This is a genomic window from Streptomyces sp. NPDC004435 (assembly GCF_042873895.1).
Taxonomy (GTDB): Bacteria; Actinomycetota; Actinomycetes; order Streptomycetales; family Streptomycetaceae; genus Streptomyces.
Genome location: NZ_JBIAMB010000001.1, coordinates 533,066 through 551,242, shown reverse-complemented (window position 1 = coordinate 551,242; position 18,177 = coordinate 533,066). Strand labels below are relative to the sequence as shown.

16 protein-coding genes and 3 tRNA genes are annotated in these 18,177 nt (G+C 72.6%); 10 read left to right on the top strand and 9 right to left on the bottom strand.

The features are described 5' to 3' along the window. Positions 1-36: 36 nt before the first annotated feature. From ACFYT9_RS02400 to ACFYT9_RS02385, 4 genes are all read left to right on the top strand, one after another. Complete coding sequence (locus tag ACFYT9_RS02400; RefSeq protein ID WP_389160428.1) at positions 37-510, top strand: hypothetical protein; 474 nt, start codon at positions 37-39, stop codon at positions 508-510. A 305-nt stretch (positions 511-815) separates the two neighbouring features. Then, positions 816-1,379 (top strand): TetR family transcriptional regulator, encoded by a 564-nt coding sequence (locus ACFYT9_RS02395; RefSeq protein WP_389160426.1) that lies wholly within the window; start codon positions 816-818, stop codon positions 1,377-1,379. 23 nt (positions 1,380-1,402) lie between these two features. Next, positions 1,403-1,927, top strand: coding sequence for a hypothetical protein (locus ACFYT9_RS02390; RefSeq protein ID WP_389160424.1), 525 nt, complete (start codon positions 1,403-1,405; stop codon positions 1,925-1,927). Positions 1,928-2,139: 212 nt separating this feature from the next. Further along, positions 2,140-2,664: a hypothetical protein gene (locus tag ACFYT9_RS02385; protein WP_389160422.1), complete on the top strand. Its 525-nt coding sequence runs from the start codon at positions 2,140-2,142 to the stop codon at positions 2,662-2,664. 466 nt (positions 2,665-3,130) lie between these two features. Here the strand turns inward: ACFYT9_RS02385 and ACFYT9_RS02380 are convergent. The 3 genes from ACFYT9_RS02380 to ACFYT9_RS02370 all read right to left on the bottom strand — a co-directional run bounded on the left by ACFYT9_RS02380 (position 3,131) and on the right by ACFYT9_RS02370 (position 3,533). Then, a tRNA-Ile gene (locus ACFYT9_RS02380) sits at positions 3,131-3,207 on the bottom strand. Between the two features lie 175 nt (positions 3,208-3,382). Beyond that, a tRNA-Asn gene (locus ACFYT9_RS02375) sits at positions 3,383-3,455 on the bottom strand. A gap of 5 nt (positions 3,456-3,460) precedes the next feature. Further along, positions 3,461-3,533, bottom strand: a tRNA-Asn gene (locus ACFYT9_RS02370). A 145-nt stretch (positions 3,534-3,678) separates the two neighbouring features. Here ACFYT9_RS02370 and ACFYT9_RS02365 point away from each other — a divergent pair. From ACFYT9_RS02365 to ACFYT9_RS02350, 4 genes are all read left to right on the top strand, one after another. Beyond that, positions 3,679-3,993, top strand: a complete 315-nt coding sequence (locus ACFYT9_RS02365) for a YtxH domain-containing protein (protein WP_376595194.1) — start codon at positions 3,679-3,681, stop codon at positions 3,991-3,993. A gap of 36 nt (positions 3,994-4,029) precedes the next feature. Then, positions 4,030-5,469, top strand: a complete 1,440-nt coding sequence (locus ACFYT9_RS02360) for an FGGY family carbohydrate kinase (RefSeq protein ID WP_389160420.1) — start codon at positions 4,030-4,032, stop codon at positions 5,467-5,469. Positions 5,470-5,578: 109 nt separating this feature from the next. Next, positions 5,579-7,312 carry an ABC transporter ATP-binding protein gene (locus tag ACFYT9_RS02355; protein ID WP_389160418.1) on the top strand — a complete coding sequence of 578 codons (1,734 nt, stop codon included), beginning with the start codon at positions 5,579-5,581 and terminating at the stop codon, positions 7,310-7,312. Continuing rightward, positions 7,312-9,240: an ABC transporter ATP-binding protein gene (locus tag ACFYT9_RS02350; RefSeq protein ID WP_389160416.1), complete on the top strand. Its 1,929-nt coding sequence runs from the start codon at positions 7,312-7,314 to the stop codon at positions 9,238-9,240. The genes ACFYT9_RS02355 and ACFYT9_RS02350 overlap by 1 nt, the downstream gene beginning before the upstream one ends. Positions 9,241-9,302: 62 nt before the next feature. Here ACFYT9_RS02350 and ACFYT9_RS02345 read toward each other — a convergent pair whose 3' ends face one another. From ACFYT9_RS02345 to ACFYT9_RS02320, 6 genes are all read right to left on the bottom strand, one after another. Further along, a complete protein-coding gene (locus ACFYT9_RS02345) occupies positions 9,303-10,274 on the bottom strand; it encodes an RNA polymerase sigma factor (RefSeq protein WP_376595211.1) in 972 nt (323 codons plus the stop codon). Between the two features lie 159 nt (positions 10,275-10,433). Next, on the bottom strand, positions 10,434-12,326 hold the full coding sequence (dnaG, locus tag ACFYT9_RS02340; RefSeq protein WP_376595198.1) for a DNA primase: 1,893 nt from the start codon (positions 12,324-12,326) through the stop codon (positions 10,434-10,436). A 55-nt stretch (positions 12,327-12,381) separates the two neighbouring features. Beyond that, positions 12,382-13,641, bottom strand: a complete 1,260-nt coding sequence (locus ACFYT9_RS02335; protein WP_389160414.1) for an NAD(P)/FAD-dependent oxidoreductase — start codon at positions 13,639-13,641, stop codon at positions 12,382-12,384. A 128-nt stretch (positions 13,642-13,769) separates the two neighbouring features. Further along, a complete protein-coding gene (locus ACFYT9_RS02330) occupies positions 13,770-15,071 on the bottom strand; it encodes a deoxyguanosinetriphosphate triphosphohydrolase (RefSeq protein WP_387274666.1) in 1,302 nt (433 codons plus the stop codon). A gap of 35 nt (positions 15,072-15,106) precedes the next feature. Then, positions 15,107-15,895 (bottom strand): sirohydrochlorin chelatase, encoded by a 789-nt coding sequence (locus ACFYT9_RS02325; RefSeq protein ID WP_389160412.1) that lies wholly within the window; start codon positions 15,893-15,895, stop codon positions 15,107-15,109. A 277-nt stretch (positions 15,896-16,172) separates the two neighbouring features. Further along, positions 16,173-16,628, bottom strand: coding sequence for a GNAT family N-acetyltransferase (locus tag ACFYT9_RS02320; protein ID WP_387274679.1), 456 nt, complete (start codon positions 16,626-16,628; stop codon positions 16,173-16,175). A 78-nt stretch (positions 16,629-16,706) separates the two neighbouring features. Here ACFYT9_RS02320 and ACFYT9_RS02315 point away from each other — a divergent pair, with 78 nt between their 5' ends. Both ACFYT9_RS02315 and ACFYT9_RS02310 read left to right on the top strand, forming a co-directional pair. Then, on the top strand, positions 16,707-17,432 hold the full coding sequence (locus ACFYT9_RS02315) for an aquaporin (protein WP_376595202.1): 726 nt from the start codon (positions 16,707-16,709) through the stop codon (positions 17,430-17,432). A gap of 32 nt (positions 17,433-17,464) precedes the next feature. Continuing rightward, the gene (locus ACFYT9_RS02310) at positions 17,465-18,142 is read left to right on the top strand and encodes a vancomycin high temperature exclusion protein (RefSeq protein WP_376595203.1); all 678 of its coding nucleotides are present in this window, start codon (positions 17,465-17,467) and stop codon (positions 18,140-18,142) included. Positions 18,143-18,177 lie beyond the last annotated feature (35 nt).

Genomic DNA, 18,177 nt, shown 5'->3' with positions numbered 1-18,177 from the left:
CGCCGCGGCGTCCGTCCCTACGACGAGGAGTGATACGTGCTGAAGTTCGTCTGGGCCGCGCTCGCCGGATTCGCCCTGGGCACCCCCGCAGTCCCCTTCGGTCTCTCGATCTCCCTCGCCCCGCCGCTCGCGCTCACCGCCGTGCTCCTCGGTGCGGCCGGCTGCCTGCTGTCCGCCGTCTTCGCCTCCGGATGGCTCCGTACCCGATGGCTGAACCGGCGCGCGAAGCGGCGGCCCGTCACCACCGGGCCGCAGCCCGAGAAGCGCCGGAACCGCCTCGACGGCGCCACCGGCCTGCGGGCCCGGCGCGTGGTGAACCGGTACGGCGTGATCGGCTTCGGGATCATCGGACCGGCGCTCTTCGGCACCTGGGGATCGGCGATGCTCGGCACGGCGCTGGGCCTGCCCCGGTGGCCGCTGATCGGCTGGCTCATGGCGGGCGTCACCCTGTGGTGCACCGTCATGCTGCTCGCCTCCGAGGCACTGCTCGACGCCTTCGGACTGCTATGACGCCCCGAACCGCGAAGGCGCACCCCGCCGTGACGCACCCCGAGCCACCCACCCTCACCCCCCAACCACAACTCCGCACTCTTACAAGGCACTTCACCCCTCAAAGCCCCCGGTGGCCGGCGCACGACGGCACGGATCGGATGCCCGCGCCACCGGGGGCGGGCAGCCCGCCGGCGCCGGCGATCCGGCCTCCCGGCCGGCCGCCGGGCCACGGTCCGGCCCCGGAACCCACCGTGCCCCCGGAGCCGCGGAGGCGAGTCCCCACGCCCGGTCGAGACTTGTGAGGCGCTGTTAACATGACCCCCATGTCCCGAGCCGAGGCCACGAAGGCGCGCATCCTCCACGCGGCGACCGAGGAGTTCGCGGCCTACGGCATCGCGGGAGCACGCGTCGACCGGATCGCCAAGGCCGCCTCGGCGAACAAGAACCTCATCTACGTCTACTTCTGCAACAAGGACGGGCTCTTCGACGCCGTCTTCGACGCCCACGTCGGGCGGGGCCTCGACATGGTGCCCTTCACGCCCGACGACCTGCCGGACTACGCCGGGCGGCTGTTCGACTTCTACCAGCAGCACCCCGAGGTGCTGCGCCTGGCGACGTGGCACCGTCTGGAACGCGGCACCGCCGTGGAACGGGACCCTGCGGTGGCCGAGCCGACCCGCAACGACAAGCTGGCCTCGCTCGAAGCGGTCCAGAAGGGCCGGGGAGGCACCCCTGGCTTCCCCCCGGCCACGCTTCTCACCCTCGTCCTGGCCATCGCCTCGGCCTGGAGCCCGACGAACGCCGCCAGCATGCCGGCGGCCGCCCCGGCCTCGAACCAGGCGCAATGCCGGACCGCGATCATGGACGCCGTCCGCCGCCTCCTGTGACAGACGGACCCGCCGGTGCGGCCGTGACCGCGCCGGCGCAGCTCACCGGCGGCGGCCGCGACCCGTCCGGCGCGGCTCACCGGCGGCGCGGTACCGACGTACGCCGATTCCTTCTCGTCCCCCTGCTGGTGGTGACGCTGGCCGGATGCTCGTTCCTCGGTCAGGACATTCCGTGCACCCTGGCCGACGCGGACTCGGGGGTCTCCGCCGTGTGGCGGCCCACCGACTTCGGCGGCCGGGACGCGGCGAGGATCCGACTCTGTGTGGACGGCACCTGCGAGGAGCGGACGTCGGGCAGTCCCGACGACCCGTTCGCGTCGCTGTCGGTCCGGCTCCCCGACGACATCGGTTCGTCCACCGTGCAGGTGCGGCTGACCGTGACGTCCGCGAAGAGCGGTGACACGGTCGTCGAAGACACCGTCAGGGCCGGCCTGACGGAGCAGCACCCCAACGGCACCTCCTGTCCGCCCGCGGTCCGGACGGCGACCTTCCACGCCCACCCGGATCAGGGCCTCACCTCCCCCGAGGGCATCAACCTCCAGAAGTGAACCGCACGGGACGAACGCCCGGCTCCCCCGGCACACCAAGCAAGCGCCGCTCGCGAAGCCCCTCTCGGCAGCGTTCGCGCAGGTCACACGAAAGACAGCAAGTCCACCCACCAGCACGATCTCGACAGCCCCACACCCCCGACCACCACCCCGGAGGACCAGGGCCGCGAAGGCACCCGGGGCGACGTGTCCCGAGGAGAGGAGAAGAACCGATGACGCTCCGCCTCACCGCGCGAGTCCTCCCTCCGGTCTCGGCGGCCGCTCTCGCCGTAGGGCTGGCACTCGGCGGCTGCACGTCCGCGCCCTCGGACCGCACCACGCGTGCGGCGCCCTCCTCCACCTGGGCGAAAGGCGCCGGCGCCCCCGAAGCGGCGGCGTTCATGAGAATCCAGATCCCTGAGGGGGCGACCGAGGTGAGTGGCGCCGTACGGGTCCAGCCTCAGGAGAAGGTCTACCTGCTGTCCTTCGTCACAAGTGAGCGGACCGCGAAGACGATCGCCGAGGACCTGCGCCCCGACTCCCCCTTGGCCGTGGAAAGTCCGTCCGCCTCGTCGCTGAGCGGGGACGGGTTCCGGCACTTGGGCCTCACACCGCCGCAGGAGCTCAAGAGCGTACGGACGACGAGCGCGTGTCCGCCCTGCGTGGACGACTCCAGGCGGCGCCACATCCAGGGCATTGAGATCCACATCGGCGAAGTCCCGGGGGAACGTGTCCGGGTCTACCTGACGGCGTACTGACCGGCCCCACGCCGTCGGTACCGTCACACCTCCTGCCTGTCTCCCACCCCACCGGTCCCCGCCCGGAGATACGGCTCAGGCAACCGGCTGTCACCCGCCTGCCTCGATGCCTGTGCCCGCTCATCGCCCGGGCCGCGAAGGCGCCGGGCCTGTCCGTCGGCGTCGATGTGGAAACGCGAGCCCTGTGCTCCCACCGACAAACGTTCTGCTGCCTGGCCGAGGCGGCGTCGGCGAGGGCGCAGAAATTCGACTCGACGTGCGGCGCGTCACACACCGGAGTTCTGGAATCGCCGTGGGATCATCGACGTGGCTTCACGCTCACGCTCCACCTGAAACCGCAGCTCAAGAAGGTACGACCCCTGCGAGACCGGCCGGGGACGTCTGTTCCGCCGCGTCGATGCGCAGCGGTCACCACACGCGGAAACACCCCTCCTGGGGTGTTTTCACAGGTCACAACGTTTTTCTGTGGTGGGGCGGGTGGGACTCGAACCCACGGCCGACGGATTATGAGTCCGCTGCTCTAACCGGCTGAGCTACCGCCCCCGACGTTGACGCGCGTACAAGTGTGCGCGCCGTCTGCCGCAGCATAGCCGCTCATACGATCTCCTGCTCCCGAAGATCGGTACGACCGGGTCTGCTCGTCCATGAAGACCACGGAGCGGAACGGATGGTTCCCGGGAACGCGAAAAAGGACCCCTGAGGGTCCTTTTTCGCTCTGCTCCCCCGACTGGACTCGAACCAGTAACCCTCCGGTTAACAGCCGAATGCTCTGCCAATTGAGCTACAGGGGATCGCGCTCCCCCGACTGGACTCGAACCAGTAACCTGCCGGTTAACAGCCGGCTGCTCTGCCAATTGAGCTACAGGGGATTGCTGCGGTGCACCGAACGGTCCTGCCCGGGTCCTCCCGGGCGGCGGTCGCTCGCTGCGAGACATACATTAGCGCAAGCAGGGGGGTGCTCCGCCAATCGGTTCCCCAGGGCATCCCCAGGACCCTCCAGGGAAGGATCGCAGCGTGCGGTACAAGCTGACGTTCGCCGCGGGTCTCGCGCTCGGATACGTGATCGGTACGCGGGCGGGACGCGAGCGGTACGAACGGATGAAGAAGGCCGCGAAGGACTTCGCGCGGAACCCGGCCGTGCGGAACGCCGCCGAGACCGCCGCGCAGACCGGCCGGCAGTACGCCGGGAAGGCGGCGCACGTGGTCGGCGACAAGGTGGGCGACCGCCTGCCGTCCTCCGTCACCGACCGGGTGTCCGCCCTGCGCGGACGCGCCCACCCCAACGGGCAGGTCACCGAGGACGACGACTGGGGCACCAGCAACACCTGACCCGAAACCGCCCCGCGTGCGGCAGAATCGGGTGTCATGGGGATAGTCGCCGGACTCGACAGTTCTTCGGACGCCACGCGCATCGTCGTCTGTGACACCGACACGGGAGCCGTACTGCGGCAGGGGCATGCCCCGCACCCGGTCGACGCCAAGGCCACCGACGTCGACCCGCAGACGTGGCTGCTCTCGCTCGGGGAGGCCGCGACCGGCGGCCTCCTCGAAGGCGTGGAGGCCATCGGCGTCTCCGCCCAGGCGCACGGCGTCGTGCCGCTCGACGACCGGGGCGGCCTGGTGCGGCCCGCGCTGGTCGGCAACGACAAGCGGGCCCAGATCGCCGCCGCCGACCTCGTCGAGGCGCTCGGCGGGCGCGACGCCTGGGCCGAGGCCGTCGGCACCGTCCCGCAGGCCGGGCTGCCGATCGCGAAGCTGCGCTGGCTGGCCCGTACCGAACCCGAGCAGGCGCGGCGGATCGCCGCCGTCCTCCAGCCGCACGACTGGCTGGTCTGGCAGCTCCTCGGCCGCCCCGCCCGCCGCACCACCGACCGCGGCGCCGCCTCGGCCACCGGCTACTGGTCCGCCCGCACCGGCGCCTACCGCCCCGACCTCGTCGAGCTGGCGCTCGGGCACGGCGTCGCGCTGCCCGAGGTGCTGGGCCCCGCCGAGCCGGCCGGCACCACCCCCGAGGGACTCCTGATCTCCGCCGGCACCGGCGAGACCATGGCCGCCGCCTTCGGTCTCGGACTCGGTGCCGGCGACGCCGTCGTCTCCCTCGGCGCCTCCGGCTCCGTCATGGCCGTCCACCACGAGGCGCTGGACCGGCCGGGCGCGGCCGTCACCTCGTACGCCGACGCCACCGGCATGCACCTGCCGGTCGTCTCCGTCACCAACGCGGTCCGGACCCTGCGCGGCACCGCCGAGATGCTGGGCGCGGAGTCCCTCGACGAACTCTCCGCGCTGGCGCTGAAGTCCACCCCGGGCGCCTCCGGCCTCGTGCTCCTCCCCTACCTGGAGGGCGAGCGGACCCCGAACCTGCCGCACACCGCCGGCACCCTCACCGGCCTGCGCCGCGAGTCGATGAAGCCCGAGCACCTGGCGCGGGCCGCCTTCGAGGGCATGCTGTGCGGGCTCGCCGACGCCCTGGACGTCGTGCGCGGCCGCGGGGTCGGGGTCCGGCGGATCTTCCTGCTCGGCGCCGCGGCCTCGCTGCCCGCCGTCCAGGCCCTGGCGCCCGCGCTCTTCGGCGCGCAGGTCGTCGTCCCCCAGCCGGCCGAGTACGCGGCGCTCGGCGCCGCCCGCCAGGCCGCCTGGGCGCTGGGCGTGGCCCGCGGCACCCTCGGCCCGTCCGCTCCGCCGGCCTGGCAGGGCGCCGCGGCCCAGATCCTGGAGCCGGGCGAGGAGCGGCCGGTGGGCCAGGCGGTGCGCCAGCAGTTCGCCGCGGCGCGGGACCAGATCCACCCGGGTGCCTTCGACGCCTGACGGTACGCCGGAAGGGCCGCAGGGCGGTTCGTAAAGTCTTGGCCAGGGCTTGGTCGAGGGCCCGGAACCGAGTCGTAACGGTTCGCGCCCTCGGGCGATAGTGGGAACCGTGCTCATAAGACTTCTCCGAACCCATCTGCGGCCCTATCGAAAACCCATCGCCCTGCTCGTCCTGCTCCAGTTCCTCGCGACCTGCGCGAGCCTGTACCTGCCGACCCTCAACGCCGACATCATCGACAAGGGCGTCGTCAACGGGGACACCGGCTACATCCTGCGGTTCGGTGCGCTGATGATCGGCGTCTCCGTGATCCAGGTGCTGTGCAACATCGGTGCCGTGTACCACGGGGCGCGCACCGCGTCCGCCGTCGGGCGGGACGTGCGCGGCGCCGTCTACGACCGGGTGCAGTCCTTCTCCGCGCGGGAGCTGGGGCAGTTCGGCGCGCCGTCGCTGATCACCCGGACGACCAACGACGTCCAGCAGGTCCAGATGCTGGTGCTGATGGCGTTCACCCTGATGGTCTCCGCGCCCATCATGTGTGTCGGCGGCATCGTGATGGCCCTCGGCCAGGACGTGCCGCTCTCGGGCGTGCTGCTCGCGGTGGTGCCGGTGCTCGGCGTCGCGGTGTCGCTGATCGTGAAGCGGATGCGGCCGCTCTTCCGGACCATGCAGGACCGCCTCGACACGGTGAACCGGGTGCTGCGCGAGCAGATCACCGGCAACCGGGTGATCCGCGCGTTCGTGAAGGACGGGTACGAGGAGGAACGCTTCCGCGGCGCCAACCACGAGCTCACCGACGTGTCGATGGCGACCGGCCGGCTGATGGCGCTGATGTTCCCGACCGTGATGACGGTCGTGAACGTGTCCAGCGTGGCCGTGGTGTGGTTCGGCGCCCACCGCATCGACAGCGGCGGGATGGAGATCGGCGCGCTGACCGCCTTCCTCGCCTATCTGATGCAGATCGTGATGGCGGTCATGATGGCCACCTTCATGTTCATGATGGTGCCGCGCGCCGAGGTCTGCGCCGAGCGGATCGAGGAGGTCCTGGGCACGTCGACGAGCGTGGTGCCCCCGGTCGAGCCGGTGACGGCACTGGACCGGCGCGGGCATCTGGAGGTCAGGGCGGCGGACTTCCGCTACCCGGGCGCCGAGGAGTCGGTGCTCCGGGACGTGGAGCTGGTGGCGCGGCCGGGCGAGACCACCGCGGTCATCGGTTCGACCGGCTCCGGCAAGTCGACCCTGCTGGGCCTGGTGCCGCGGCTGTTCGACGTGACCGGCGGCGAGGTGCTGGTCGACGGCGTCGACGTGCGCCGGCTCGACCCGGCGCTGATGGCGCGGACGGTCGGGCTCGTGCCGCAGAAGCCGTACCTGTTCTCGGGGACGGTGGCGTCGAACCTGCGGTACGGCAACCCGGACGCGACCGACGAGGAGCTGTGGCACGCGCTGGAGGTGGCGCAGGCGGCCGACTTCGTACGGAATCTGGAGCACGGCCTGGACGCTCCGGTGGCGCAGGGCGGCACCAATGTGTCCGGCGGTCAGCGGCAGCGGCTCGCGATCGCGCGGACGCTGGTCCAGCGGCCGGAGATCTACCTCTTCGACGACTCGTTCTCGGCGCTCGACTACGAGACGGACGCCCGGCTGCGGGCGGCGCTCTCCGAGGAGACCGCGGACGCGACCGTGGTGATCGTCGCGCAGCGGGTGTCGACCATCCGGGACGCCGACCGGATCGTGGTCCTCGACGAGGGCCGGGTCGTGGGCACCGGGCGGCACCACGAACTGATGGCGGGGAACGAGACGTACCGGGAGATCGTGCTCTCCCAGCTGACCGAGGCGGAGGCGGCCTGATGGCGGGTCCTGGCGGACGCATGATGGCGGGCGGCACCCCCGGTGAGCGGTCCATGGACTTCAAGGGCTCCTCGAAGCGGCTGCTGCGGCAGCTGGCGCCGGAGCGCGCCGCGCTCTGGGTGATGCTGGTCGCGGGTGTGCTCTCGGTGGCCGGCGCGGTGGTGGGGCCCAAGGTGCTGGGCATGGCGACCGACCTGGTCTTCGCGGGCGTGGTCGGCCGGCGGATGCCCGAGGGCGTGACCAAGGCCGAGGCGCTGGCGCAGCTGCGCGCGGACGGCGACGGCGGCATGGCCGACATGCTCTCCGGGGTCGACTTCACGCCCGGGCGGGGCATCGACTTCGGCGCGGTCGGCGGGGTGCTGCTCGTCGCGCTCGGGGTGTACGTGGTGGCGGGGCTGCTGATGCTGGTCTCCACCCGGATGTCGATCAAGGTGATCAACCGGACCGTGTACCGGATGCGGGAGGACGTGCAGACGAAGCTGTCGCGGCTGCCGCTGTCGTACTTCGACCGGGCGAAGCGCGGCGAGGTGCTGTCGCGGGCGACCAACGACCTCGACAACGTCGGGCAGACGCTCCAGCAGTCGATGGGCCAGCTGATCAACTCGCTGCTCACGATCGTCGGCGTGCTGGCGATGATGTTCTGGATCTCGCCGCTGCTCGCGCTGGTGGCGCTGGTGACGGTGCCGGTGTCGGTGGTGGTGGCGGCGCGGATCGGCAAGCGCTCGCAGCCGCACTTCGTGCAGCAGTGGAAGTCGACGGGCGCGCTGAACGCGCACGTGGAGGAGATGTACACCGGGCACACCCTGGTGAAGGTCTTCGGCCGGCAGGACGAGGCGGCGAAGGGCTTCCGGGAGCAGAACGAGGCGCTGTACGCGGCCGGGTTCAGGGCGCAGTTCACCAGCGGCCTGATGCAGCCGGTGATGTTCTTCGTCTCGAACATCAACTACGTGCTGGTGGCGGTGGTCGGCGGTCTGCGGGTGGCGAGCGGCACGCTCTCCATCGGTGACGTGCAGGCGTTCATCCAGTACTCGCGCCAGTTCTCGATGCCGCTGACGCAGGTGGCGTCGATGGCGAACCTGGTGCAGTCGGGCGTCGCCTCGGCGGAGCGGATCTTCGAGCTGCTCGACGCCGAGGAGCAGGAGCCGGACGCGCCGGTCTCGCAGCGGCCGCGCGACGTCAAGGGCAGGGTCGCCCTGGAGCACGTCTCCTTCCGCTACGAGGCCGACAAGCCGCTCATCGAGGACCTGTCGCTCACCGTGGAGCCGGGGCAGACGGTCGCGATCGTCGGTCCGACGGGCGCCGGCAAGACGACGCTGGTCAACCTCCTCATGCGGTTCTACGAGGTGACCGGCGGCCGGATCACGCTGGACGGCACGGACATCGCGTCGGTGTCCCGGGCGGAGCTGCGCGCCGGGATCGGGATGGTCCTCCAGGACACCTGGCTCTTCGGCGGGACGATCGCGGAGAACATCGCGTACGGCGCCGCCCGCGAGGTGACCCGGGCGGAGGTCGAGCGGGCGGCGCGGGCGGCCCACGCCGACCGTTTCGTCCGGACCCTGCCGGAGGGGTACGACACGGTGGTGGACGACGACGGCGCGGGGGTCAGCGCGGGCGAGAAGCAGCTGATCACCATCGCCCGGGCGTTCCTCTCGGACCCGGTGATCCTGGTGCTCGACGAGGCGACGAGCTCGGTCGACACCCGGACCGAGGTGCTGATCCAGAAGGCGATGGCCCGGCTGGCCCAGGGCCGTACGTCCTTCGTGATCGCGCACCGGCTCTCCACCATCCGGGACGCGGACGTGATCCTGGTGATGGAGGACGGCTCGATCGTGGAGCAGGGCACCCACGAGGAGCTGCTGGTCTCGGGCGGCGCCTACGCCCGCCTGTACGCGGCGCAGTTCGCGGAGGCGGTGGCCGAGGTCGACTGACCGGGCGTCCGTGCGCTCCGGAAGGGCCCGTGCCGGGGGCGGCGCGGGCCCTTCGCGCGTGCTCAGTCGAGGTAGCCGCGCAGCTGGTCGGCGTAGGTGTGGTCGCGGAGTTTGCCGAGGGTCTTGGACTCGATCTGGCGGATGCGTTCGCGGGTGACGCCGAACAGCTGCCCTATCTCCTCCAGGGTGCGGGGGCGGCCGTCGTCGAGGCCGTAGCGGAGCTGGACGACCTTGCGCTCGCGCTCGCCGAGGGTGGAGAGGACGTCCTCCAGGTGGCGGCGGAGCAGCAGGAAGGCGGCGGACTCGACGGGCGAGGCGGCGTCGCCGTCCTCGATGAGGTCGCCGAGGTCGACGTCCTCCTCCTCGCCGACGGGGGTGTGCAGGGAGACGGGCTCCTGGGCGAGCCGCAGGACCTCGATGACCCGCTCCGGGGTGAGGTCGAGGTGGGCGGCGACCTCCTCGGCGGTGGGCTCGTAGCCGCGTTCCTGGAGCATGTGGCGCTGGACCCGGATGACCCGGTTGATCAGTTCGACGACGTGGACGGGGACGCGGATGGTCCGGGCCTGGTCGGCGAGGGCCCGGGACATGGCCTGGCGGATCCACCAGGTGGCGTAGGTGGAGAACTTGTAGCCGCGGGCGTAGTCGAATTTCTCGACGGCCCGGATGAGGCCGAGGTTGCCCTCCTGGACGAGGTCGAGCATGGTCAGGCCGCGGCCGACGTACCGCTTGGCGACGGAGACGACGAGGCGGAGGTTGGCCTCGATGATCTTCCGTTTGGCGATCCGGCCGAGGACGACGAGCCGGTCCAGGTCGTACGCGAGCCGGGAGTCGAGGTCGGGGGTGCGGGCCAGTTTCTCCTCGGCGAAGAGGCCGGCCTCGACGCGGCGGGCCAGTTCGACCTCCTCCTCGGCGGTGAGGAGCGGGATGCGGCCGATCTCGCGGAGGTACTGGCGGAAGAGGTCGGCGGAGGGGCCGTTGCCGCCGGGGTCACTGGTGCGGCGCCGCTGGGCGGGGACCTCGTGGAGCGGGGGCAGTTCGTCCGGTTCGGTGGTCTGGATCTCGGTCTGCACGGGGGGCGACCTCCAGGAGTGGGCGGAACGACACCGTCACCCAGCCCAGTGTGGGGTACGACACATCGCCGCCACGAGGGGCGTGCGATGACTTTTTGGATCCGCGCGGTGACCGAGCGTGCGTCAGAGGGCGGCGGCGCCGTGCGCCTGGAGCGCCGCCTTGTACTGCTGGAGGACGAAGACCTCCTGCTGGGCGGCGGCCACCTGCTCCGGGCTCGTGTGCCCCAGCCGCTTCAGCGCGCCGTTGAGCTGCTCGATACGCCGGTCCACCGCGCGGAGCCGGACGGTTACCAGCTGCATGGACGCGTAGACCTCGTCCGGTCCCTTGCCCCTCGGCGTGAGGATCGCCTCCACGACGAGCTCGCGCACGAGGGTGCGCACGGTGTCGTTGGGCGCGGCTTCGAGGACGGCGTCCACGTAGTCGGTGGGGGCGCCGTCGGCGCCGCCCGCGTCCTGGACGCACTGCCGCACGGCGGCGTACGGCGGTGCGGTGAACTCGTCCACCCCGTACGCGTCGAAGAAGGGGGAGACCAGTTCGGGCCGTTGCAGCGCGAGCTTGAGGAGTTCCCGCTCGGTGCGGTGGGCGGGGCTGCGCAGGTTGAGCGCGGGCCCGGCGGTGGCCGCGGGGGCCGGCACGTCGTCGTACGAGCGCTGCCGCCGCGCGGGCTGCGGGGGGCCGCCCTTGCCGCGCTGCCACTGGGCGATCTGGCTGATCCGCCGGACGACGAACTGGTCCTCCATGATGCCGAGCAGGCCCGCGAGCTTGACCGCGACCCGCTGGCGTACCGACAGGTCCTTCAGCTTCGCGACGATCGGGGCGGCCTCGTCCAGGGCGGCGGCCTGTCCCGCCGGGGTGTCGAGGTCGTACCGGTCCACGATCTGGCGGAGGGCGAACTCGAAGAGGGGGGTGCGGGGCTCGACCAGGTCGGCGACGGCGTCGTCGCCCTTGGCGAGGCGCAGTTCGCAGGGGTCCATGCCGTCGGGGGCGATGGCGATGTACGTCTCGGCGGCGAACTTCTGGTCGTCCTCGAAGGCGCGCAGGGCGGCCTTCTGGCCGGCCGCGTCGCCGTCGAAGGTGAAGATCACCCGGGCCGAGCCGTTGTCCATGAGGAGCCGGCGGAGGATCTTGATGTGCTCGCCGCCGAAGGCGGTGCCGCAGGTGGCGATGGCGGTGGTGACGCCGGCCAGGTGGCAGGCCATGACGTCGGTGTAGCCCTCGACGACGACGGCCCGGCTGGTCTTGGCGATCTCCTTCTTGGCGAGGTCGATGCCGTAGAGGACCTGGGACTTCTTGTAGACCGGGGTCTCGGGGGTGTTGAGGTACTTGGGGCCGTTGTCGTCCTCGCGCAGGCGGCGGGCGCCGAAGCCGACGATCTCGCCCCCGACGTCCCGGATGGGCCACATGAGGCGGCCGCGGAAGCGGTCGATGGGGCCCCGGCGGCCGTCCTGGGAGAGGCCGGAGACGATCAGTTCCTTGTCGGAGAAGCCCTTGCCGCGGAGGAAGCGGGTGAGGTGGTCCCAGCCGGCCGGGGAGTAGCCGACGCCGAAGTGCTCGGCCGCGGCCTGGTCGAAGCCCCGCTCGGAGAGGAACTTGCGGCCGATCTCGGCCTCGGGGGAGGCGAGTTGGCCGGCGTAGTACTCGGCGGCGATCTTGTGGGCCTCGATCAGGCGGATGCGTTCGCCGCGCTGGTGGCCGGGGTTGTAGCCGCCCTCCTCGTAGCGGAGGGTGATGCCCGCCTTGGCGGCGAGGCGCTCGACCGTCTCCGAGAAGGAGAGGTGGTCGATCTTCATCACGAAGGCGATGGTGTCGCCGCCCTCCTGGCAGCCGAAGCAGTGGAAGAGTCCCTTGCTCGGGCTGACCTGGAAGGAGGGCGACTTCTCGTCGTGGAAGGGGCAGAGTCCCTTGAGGTTCCCGCCACCTGCGTTGCGGAGCTGGAGGTACTCGGACACCACGGAGTCGATCGGGACCGCGTCCCGGACCGCCTTCACGTCGTCATCGTTGATCCTGCCTGCCACGCACGCAAGTGTACGGGGGTCCGGGGGTCGCCCCCCGGGAGTGTCGCCGCCGGGGTCAGAGGAGGGTTTCCAGGGCCACGGAGGGGTCGCCGAGGGCGTCCGGGTCCACGGTGACGCGGGAGCGGATGAGCTTCTGGATCGGGTCTGTGACGTCCCACACGTTCACGTTCATGCCGGCGATCACCCGGCCCTCGCTCAGCCAGAAGGCGATGAACTCGCGCTTGCCGGTGTCGCCGCGGACCACGACCTGGTCGTAGGAGCCGGGCGGGGCCCAGCCGGAGTACTCCATGCCGAGGTCGTACTGGTCGGTGAAGAAGTACGGGACCCGGTCGTAGGAGACGTCCTGGCCGAGCATGGCGCGGGCGGCGGCGGGGCCGCCGTTGAGCGCGTTGGCCCAGTGCTCGACGCGGATCCGGTGGTGGAGGGAGGGGTGCTCGAAGGCGGCGACGTCGCCGGCGGCGTAGATGTCGGGGTCGGAGCTGCGCAGGGAGGCGTCGACGGCGATGCCGCCGCCGTCGGCGCGGTCGACGAGGGCGAGGCCGGCGTTCTCGGCGAGGACGGCGCGGGGGGCGGCGCCGATGGCGATGAGGACGGCGTGCGCGGGGTGCTCCTCGCCGTCGTCGGTGCGGACGGCGAGGACCATGCCGTCCTGGCCGGTGATCTCGGTGATGCGGGCGCCGAAGTGGAAGCGGACGCCGTGCTCGGTGTGGAGGTCGGCGAAGAGCTGGCCGAGCTCGGGGCCGAGGACGCGGTGGAGCGGGGTGGGGTCGGCCTCGACGACGGTGACCTCGGCGCCGTAGGTGCGGGCGGCGGCTGCGACCTCCAGGCCGATCCAGCCGGCGCCGGCGATCACCAGGTGGCCGTTGTCCCGGCCGAGGGCCTTGAGCTCGTCTCGGAGCCGCTCGGAGTGGGAGAGCCGGCGCAGGTGGTGGACGCCGGCGAGGCCGGTGCCGGGGATGTCGAGGCGACGGGGCTCGGAGCCGGTGGCCAGGAGCAGCTTGTCGTAGCGGATGACGGTGCCGTCGCCGAGGCGGACGGTGCGGGCGTCCCGGTCGATGGCGGTGACGGTCTGGCCGAGGTGGAGCTCGACGTCGTGGGCGGCGTACCAGGCGGGTTCGTGGACGAGGGCGGAGTCCCGGTCCTTCTTGCCGAGGAGGTAGCCCTTGGAGAGCGGGGGGCGTTCGTAGGGGTGGTCGCGTTCGTCGCCGATGAGGATCACCCGGCCGTTGAAGCCCTCCGCGCGGAGCGTCTCCGCCGCCTTGGCACCGGCCAGGCCCCCGCCGACGATGACAAAGGTCTGATCTGCGTCGACCACGTTGATTCCTCCTCGTTGCGACCGGTTCTCTACGCTACGCCTCCGGGCCGGGCCCGGGCGGCACCGCCCCTGGACGTGCATGCGAGGGTCCCGCACGGCGCCGGAAGGCGAAAGGGGGCCCGCGAGCCCTACGTTCGCGGGGTGCGGAGGCGGGCGTGGAGGGCTCGGGCGGAGGCGTCGGTGAGGGAGGCGATCTGGTCGACGATCACCCGCTTGCGGGAACGGTCGTCGGGCGCGGCGGCGAACAGGGCGCGGAACTGCGGTTCGAGTCCGTCGGGGGCGCGGGCGACGAGCGCCTCGGCGAGCTCCCAGACGACGACGCGCTGGTCGGCGCGGAGCGCTTCCTGTTCGGCGCGCTGGATGACGTACCGGTCGGCCACGGCCTTGAGGACGGCGCACTCGTTGCGCGTGGCGCGGGGGACGACGAGTTCGGCGCCGTAGCGGGTGAGGCGGCCGGAGCCGTACGCCTGGCGGGTGGCGCCCTCGGCGGCGAGGCAGAAACGGCCGATGAGCTGGCTGGTGGCGTCCTTGAGGCGGGCCTGGGCGGTGGCGGAGCCGTCGTAGGCGTGCGGCCACCACTCCTGGTCCATGAGCCGGTCGAGGGCCTCGGCGAGTTCGGCGGGGTCGGTGTCCTCGGGGACGTAGCGGCCGAGGGCGACGGCGAAGACGTCGGCGCGCTCGGGCTCGGCGTAGAGGAGGTTGGGGTCGATGTGGCCGGCGTGCAGGCCGTCCTCGAAGTCGTGGACGGAGTAGGCGACGTCGTCGGACCAGTCCATCACCTGGGCCTCGAAGCACTTGCGATGGGCGGGGGCGCCCTGCCGGATCCAGGCGAAGACGGGCAGGTCGTCCTCGTACGCGCCGAACTTCGGCGAGCCGGGGTCGGTGGGGTGCCCTCCGCGCCCCCACGGGTACTTGGTGGCGGCGTCGAGGGTGGCGCGGGTCAGGTTGAGGCCGACGCTGACGAGCTCGCCGTCGGCGTCCTTCACGAAGCGCTTGGGCTCGATGCGGGTGAGGAGGCGGAGCGACTGGGCGTTGCCCTCGAAGCCGCCGCAGTCCTTGGCGACGTCGTTGAGCGCCTGCTCGCCGTTGTGCCCGAAGGGCGGGTGGCCCATGTCGTGGGAGAGGCAGGCGGCTTCGACGAGGTCGGGGTCGCAGCCGAGGGCGGCTCCGAGCTCGCGGCCGACCTGGGCGCACTCCAGGGAGTGGGTGAGCCGGGTGCGGGGGCTGGCGTCCCAGGCGTGTCCCCGGGTGCCGGGGGTGACGACCTGCGTCTTCCCGGCGAGGCGGCGCAGGGCGGCGGAGTGCAGCACGCGGGCGCGGTCGCGCTGGAAGGCGGTGCGCCCCGGTAGTTTGTCGGGCTCCGCCACCCAGCGCTCGGTGGCGGTCGGGTCGTACCCGGGGGTCTCACTGGTGCCGTCGTAGCCTGCCATGCCTCGACGGTAACCGGAGGGGCCGACAAAGGGGTTCAGATGGCCGCGAGTTCCCGCGCGGGGGTGGCGGGGTGGAGGGTGCGGGCGCGGGCGGCGCCGTCGTAGCGATGCAGGACGAGGCGGGCGAGGGCGGGGTGGGCGCCGAGCGGGTCGGCGGCGATCCAGGGGGCGTGGGCGGCGGCGCGGGCGGCGAAGAGGCCGGGGGCGGTGAAGCAGGAGGCGACGGCGACCCGGTGGCGGCCGCGGGCGGTGAGGGCGGCGACGGCCTCGGGGACGGTGGGGGCGGCGGCGGAGGCGTAGGCGGCGACGACGGGGACCCCGCCGAGGCGTTCGCCGAGGGCGGCGCCGATCCGGCGGAGGGTGGCGGCGGAGCGGGGGTCGCGGGAGCCGGCGGAGGCGAGGACGACGCCGGTGGCGGCGGAGGCGGAGTCGGCGGGGGTCCAGCCGGCCTCGGCGAGCCGGTCGGCGAGGGCCTCGACGAGGAGGGGGTGCGGGCCGAGCGGTTCGGCGGCGCGGGCACGCAGGCCGGGGACGGCGGCGAGGGCGGCGGGCAGGTCGTGGGTGACGTGGTGGCCGGGGGCCAGGAGGAGGGGTACGAGGACGGCCTCGCGGCCCTCGTCGGCGAGCGCCGCGAGGGTGTCGTCGAGGAGCGGCGCGTTCAGCTCGATGTGGGCGAGGCGGACGTCGAGCCCGGGGCGGAGCTCGCGGACCCGGGTGAGGAGGCGGGCGAGGGTGGCACGCGCGCGGGGGTCCCTGCTGCCGTGCCCGACGGCCACGAGGGCGGGGGCGGGGCGGCGGCCGGGGGGCTGTGCGGACGACTGCATGGGCGGCGTACCTCCTGCTCGGGCTTCCCCGCCGGGGCGTCGAACGGACGCACCCGGCGGAGCTGGAGTCCGAGCTGCCGCGCGATCCGCCCCAGCAGGGCGGCGGCGTCCGCGAACGTGCTGTCCGGCTCCGTCATGGACCGATCCTGGCGCCGGCACGTTGCCTCCCCGTTGCGCGCCGGTCACGGCTCTTTTCCAGGAGGGCGCGGTGACCGCACGCGGGTGTTTCGCCGGGCTCACGCGCGCGTGGGGCCGGGTGTCAGGGCCCGGGGGCGGCTCAGCCCGCCGGGCGCCACACGTAGCGGACGTCGGGCTCCCGCTCCTCGTTGCGCCCGCCGTCGGTGTGCTCGGCGGCGGTGAAGCCGTGCCGTTCGTAGAAGCGCCGCGCCGGGGCGTTGACCTGGAAGGTCCACAGTTCGAGACCGGTCGGGCTGCGCCGCTTGGCGAGGTCCACGAGGCGGTCGCCGATGCCGTGGCCGCGCCAGGGCGGGTCGACGTAGAGCTGGTCCAGGTCCTCGCCGTCGAGCACCATCATCGCGACCACCTCCCCGCCCGTGGTCGCCACCCAGGTCTCCTGGTGCGGCACGACCACGTGCCGGAGCCAGGAGCGGACTTCTTCGTCGGTGTGCGCCCTGCGGACGTCGGGGAGGGCGGCGGTGTACGAGCGCAGCCAGACGTCGGCGACGGCGGTGGCGTCGGAGGCGTCCGCGCGGCGGAGGGCGAGGTCGGTGATCACCGCCGGATCGTACGGAACGCGCACCCCTCTCCTCCCCCCTTTTTTCGTTCCGAATCACGGAATATCTTTTCCATTATGAGAATGTCCCCCGCGTCGCTCCCCCGGCGCGTCACCGCCGAGTTCACCGGCACCGCCGCCCTCGTCGCCGTGATCGTCGGCTCCGGCATCCGAGCCGACTCCCTCAGCCAGGACATCGGGGTCCGGCTGCTCGCCAACGCCACCGCCTCCGCCCTCGGCCTCGGGCTGCTGATCGCGCTCCTCGGACCGCTCTCCGGCGCCCACTTCAACCCCGTCGTCACCCTCTCCGAGTGGTGGTCGCGCCGCCGCGAGCGGGACGGCGGCCGCGAGGTCCTGGCCTATGTCACCGCCCAGGTCGCCGGCGCCGTCACCGGCGCCCTGCTCGCCGAGGCGATGTTCGGCCGCGCGCCCGGCTCCTGGTCCACCGAGCCGCGCGCCGCGCTCCACCTGCTGCTCGGCGAGGCGGTCGCCACCGCCGGGCTCGTCCTCGTCGTCCAGGGCCTGAGGCACATCGGCCGCCCCCAGCTCGCCCCGGTCGCGGTCGCCGGCTACATCGGCGCGGCGATCTGGTTCACCTCCTCCGGCTCCTTCGCCAACCCGGCGGCCACCGTCGGCCGCTCCCTCACCGACTCCTTCACCGGCATCGCCCCCGCCTCGGTGCCCGCCTACGCCGCCGCCCAGCTCCTCGGGATGCTGCTCGGCATGGGCCTGGCGAGTGTGCTGTACGGCACGGATCGGCCGGCGGCCGAACCGAAGGGGGCGACAGCGCGTCGGACGGGGTGACAGCCCGTCCCCTTCCCCTGGAGGCACAGCCGATGCAGGTCCGGTTCCCCCGCACCGTCCGGGCCCGCCGCCACGCCGTCCAGGCCGTGATGGCGGCCGCGGTCCTCGCCCTCGCCCCCGCGACCTGGATGCACACCGCCGCCGCGGGCAAGCTGCGCACGACCGCGGACGTGCCGGCCCGGGACGTCGCCGTGGTCTTCGGCGCCGGCCTGTGGAAGGGGCGCCCCACGCCGTACCTCGCCCACCGGCTCGACACCGCCGCCGAGCTGTACCGGACCGGCAAGGTGAAGGTCCTCCTCGTCACCGGCGACAACAGCCGGACCGAGTACGACGAACCGGGCGCCATGCGCGCCTACCTCGCCGCCCGCGGCGTCCCCGACTCGCAGGTCGTCAGCGACCACGCCGGCTTCGACACCTGGGACAGCTGCGTCCGGGCCCGGAAGGTCTTCGGCGTCGAGCGGGCCGTCCTCGTCACCCAGGACTTCCACATCAAGCGGGCCGTCGCCCTCTGCGAGCGGGCCGGGGTGGCCTCGTACGGCGTCGGGGTCGCCGAACCGCACGACACCACCTGGTACTACGGCACCACCCGGGAGCTCTTCGCCGCCGGGAAGGCCGCCCTCGACGCCGCCGTCCGCCCCGACCCGCACTTCCTCGGCCCGCGCGAGCCCGGCGTCACCGAGGCGCTGGCCTCACCCGCCGCCGGGCGCTGACCTGAGCGGAGAGCACCGCGCCCGTAATACGGGAC